Source organism: Pseudomonas edaphica, from assembly GCF_005863185.1.
GTDB classification, from domain to species: Bacteria; Pseudomonadota; Gammaproteobacteria; order Pseudomonadales; family Pseudomonadaceae; genus Aquipseudomonas; species Aquipseudomonas edaphica.
Genome location: NZ_VBVZ01000605.1, coordinates 1 through 3,666 on the forward strand (window position 1 = coordinate 1; position 3,666 = coordinate 3,666).

General features: G+C 59.7%; 5 protein-coding genes. 4 read left to right on the plus strand and 1 reads right to left on the minus strand.

What is annotated here, in order from left to right; genetic code table 11:
- The 4 genes from FEM54_RS27430 to fba all read left to right on the plus strand — a co-directional run.
- Positions 1-966 (plus strand): phosphoglycerate kinase (locus FEM54_RS27430; RefSeq protein WP_138453737.1); only part of this gene is annotated, 966 nt, incomplete at its 5' end.
- 29 nt (positions 967-995) lie between these two features.
- A complete protein-coding gene (locus FEM54_RS27435; protein WP_056857743.1) occupies positions 996-1,223 on the plus strand; it encodes a hypothetical protein in 228 nt (75 codons plus the stop codon).
- Positions 1,224-1,285: 62 nt separating this feature from the next.
- Positions 1,286-1,621, plus strand: a complete 336-nt coding sequence (locus tag FEM54_RS27440; protein ID WP_099550365.1) for an MliC family protein — start codon at positions 1,286-1,288, stop codon at positions 1,619-1,621.
- 276 nt (positions 1,622-1,897) lie between these two features.
- Complete coding sequence (gene fba / locus FEM54_RS27445) at positions 1,898-2,962, plus strand: class II fructose-bisphosphate aldolase (protein ID WP_003177554.1); 1,065 nt, start codon at positions 1,898-1,900, stop codon at positions 2,960-2,962.
- A 60-nt stretch (positions 2,963-3,022) separates the two neighbouring features.
- Here the strand turns inward: fba and FEM54_RS27450 are convergent, their stop codons facing one another.
- Complete coding sequence (locus FEM54_RS27450; RefSeq protein ID WP_017139393.1) at positions 3,023-3,310, minus strand: hypothetical protein; 288 nt, start codon at positions 3,308-3,310, stop codon at positions 3,023-3,025.
- Between the last annotated feature and the right edge of the window lie 356 nt (positions 3,311-3,666).

Sequence of the window (3,666 nt, forward strand, 5' to 3'; positions counted from 1 at the left end):
GAGTTAAGCCCCGAAAACAGCCTCCAGCCTGTAGCCGACTCCCTGAGCAAGGCCCTGGGCCGCGACGTGCCGCTGGTAGCCGACTACCTGGGCGGCGTCTCTGTTGCGCCTGGCGATATCGTGCTGTTCGAAAACGTGCGCTTTAACAAAGGCGAGAAAAAGAACAGCGACGAACTGGCCCAGCAATACGCGGCCCTGTGCGACGTGTTTGTGATGGACGCTTTCGGCACCGCGCACCGCGCCGAAGGCTCGACCCACGGCGTGGCCAAGTTCGCTAAAGTTGCCGCGGCTGGCCCATTGCTGGCTGCTGAGCTGGATGCATTGGGCAAGGCGCTGGGTGCTCCGGCACAACCGATGGCTGCCATCGTGGCCGGCTCCAAAGTGTCGACCAAGCTGGACGTGCTCAACAGCCTCAGCCAGATCTGCAACCAGTTGATCGTCGGCGGCGGCATCGCCAACACCTTCCTGGCCGCAGCCGGGCACCCGGTGGGAAAATCGCTGTATGAGCCAGACCTGCTCGACACTGCCCGCGCCATCGCCGCCAAAGTCAGCGTGCCGCTGCCGGTGGACGTGGTGGTTGCCAAGGAATTCGCTGAAAGCGCCGAAGCCACCGTCAAGCTGATTGCTGACGTGGCGGCTGACGACATGATCCTGGATATCGGCCCACAAACGGCGGCTAACTTTGCGCAACTGCTGAAAGCCTCCCAGACCATTCTGTGGAACGGCCCGGTCGGTGTGTTTGAGTTCGACCAGTTCGGTAACGGCACCAAAGTGCTGGCCAAGGCGATTGCCGAAAGCTCGGCATTCTCCATCGCCGGCGGCGGTGACACCCTGGCCGCCATCGATAAATATGGCGTTGCTGACCAGATCTCCTACATTTCTACCGGTGGCGGCGCATTCCTCGAGTTCGTCGAAGGCAAAGTGTTGCCGGCCGTTGAAGTGCTGGAAACCCGAGCCAAAGGTTAAGGCTCGTGATCCGGAAAAGGAGCATTCCCATGATCAAGTCGTTGGCACTGGTGATCGCAGCGGGCCTGTTGGCCGGCTGCGGCAGCACGCCAAGCGCTGCGCCCGAGGCGCAAGCGCCTGGGGCTGCGCCGAAAAAAAGCTGCTACCAGGCCGATTGGCAGGCCGAAACCATGCCGGTGATCAACAAACGCATCGGCAATGAACGGCTGGAGCAATACGACGCCGCGCCCAACGGTCAGGAACAGGGTTGCCCATGACGGGTCTGATCAACTAACCGACAGCAGTGGCGGCCCTTGGGGTCGTCGTTCGAGGAGTGGCAATGAAAGGCGTTTTCGCCCTCGCAGCCCTGGCCTTGTTGGCCGGTTGCAGCAGCATGAACATGTTCAACAAGGCCGCAGAACCGGCAGACAAATGGACCACCTGGACCTGCGACAGCAAGGCCGAGGTCAACTGGCGCTTTACCAATGCGGCCCGTTCCGAAGTGGATGTACGCCTCGGTGGTTCGGACCAGGTTTATCGCCTTAAACAAGAGGTTGCCGCCTCGGGCGTGCTGTACAGCGACGGCCAGCTGGCGTTTCACACAAAAGGTGAGGAAGGCCTGGTTTACTGGGTCGCCACCGATGATTTGATTGGGCGTGGCTGTAAGGCCCAGTAAGAACACGTTCTCAAGATAAATGAGATCAAAATGTGGGAGCTGGCTTGCCTGCGATTGCGGTGGGTCAGCAAAACAAATGTTGTCTGATCTGCCCCCATCGCAGGCAAGCCAGCTCCCACATTGATCCGGTTCCAAAGTCACTTATGTGCGAACCGGACACTGCAATAACGATTCAGCAGCTCAAGCTTAACCCCTTGATCTGCAATAACTTGAATAGCAGCCGCCGCTACGGCAGGCTTGCACGATTAACGACCCTCGACCGGGAGAGACAACACAATGGCACTTATCAGCATGCGTCAAATGCTGGACCACGCAGCCGAGTTCGGCTACGGCGTCCCAGCCTTTAACGTCAACAACCTTGAGCAGATGCGCGCCATCATGGAAGCCGCTGACAAGACCGACTCCCCCGTGATCGTCCAGGCTTCGGCCGGTGCGCGCAAATACGCTGGCGCCCCGTTCCTGCGTCACCTGATCCTCGCCGCTATCGAAGAATTCCCGCACATCCCGGTGTGCATGCACCAGGACCACGGCACCAGCCCTGACGTGTGCCAGCGCTCCATCCAACTGGGTTTCAGCTCGGTAATGATGGACGGCTCCCTGGGCGAAGACGGCAAGACCCCAACCGACTACGAGTACAACGTGCGCGTAACCCAGCAAACCGTGGCCATGGCTCACGCCTGTGGCGTGTCGGTTGAAGGCGAGCTGGGCTGCCTGGGTTCCCTGGAAACCGGCATGGCCGGCGAAGAAGACGGCATCGGCGCCGAAGGCGTGCTGGATCACAGCCAGATGCTGACCGACCCGGAAGAAGCCGCTGACTTCGTGAAGAAAACCCAAGTTGATGCCCTGGCCATCGCCATCGGCACCAGCCACGGCGCCTACAAGTTCACCAAGCCACCTACCGGTGACGTGCTGGCTATCGACCGCATCAAGGAAATCCACAAACGCATCCCTAACACCCACCTGGTGATGCACGGCTCTTCCTCGGTCCCGCAAGAATGGTTGGCGATCATCAACCAGTACGGCGGCGACATCAAAGAAACCTACGGCGTGCCGGTTGAAGAAATCGTCGAAGGCATCAAGTACGGCGTGCGCAAGGTCAACATCGACACCGACCTTCGCCTGGCGTCCACCGGCGCAATGCGTCGCCTGATGGCTACCAACCCGAGCGAATTTGACCCACGTAAATTCTTCGGCGCTACCGTAACGGCCATGCGTGATGTATGTATCGCTCGCTACGAAGCGTTTGGTACTGCCGGTAATGCTTCGAAGATCAAGCCGATCTCGTTGGAAGCGATGTACCAGCGTTACCTGAAAGGTGAGTTGAACGCCAAGGTGAACTGAGCCTTAAGCGTTTAAAAAGAAGCCCGCAGCGATGCGGGCTTTTTTGTGGCCGGGATTTGATCAGGCAGCGGTATCGAAACCTCGGTGCTCAATGACGCGGAACACGTCGCTCACGTCCTGCACCAGAATACGTGCGGTATTGGCCACGTTATTCAGGTCGCGCTCGGCGAAGTCCGGGAGGCTGGAGCAGGCCATCAGGTTGAGGTGTTCGAGGGCGGCGTTGAGGCGTTCGCGCAGGCAGGCGTGGAGGTCGGGCAGTGGGGCGGCGCTGTCGATCAAGAGCACGGGTGAATCGGTGGCGGATTCGGTGCAGGGGTAGAAGCGGCGGGGCGGTAATGGGTCGGTCATGGTGAATATTCCTCGTATCTAGAAGGACTACCGCCGATCGCTGCGAAACGAATGGGTGGTAGCTGTGTGCGGGTTCGCAGACCGAGGATACGAGGAACCCGGCAGACCCGAAGGTCTCCCACACACAGCCACCATAAAGTAAACGTCGGGCGCAGAAGCGCTCCTCGTTGCATTCATGATGCTCGGTTACACACGTATCGTTAGGGCTGCGAAACCCTATCGCTGTTCTCAGCGACGGGGCGAACTATAAGCGGCGATCTGTCCGCCCGCAACGGTCGTGTAGGACCAACCTCGATCCCCGAACCGATGGAGATCCAATGTGGGAGCCGGGCTTGCCCGCGATGGCGGTGTATCAG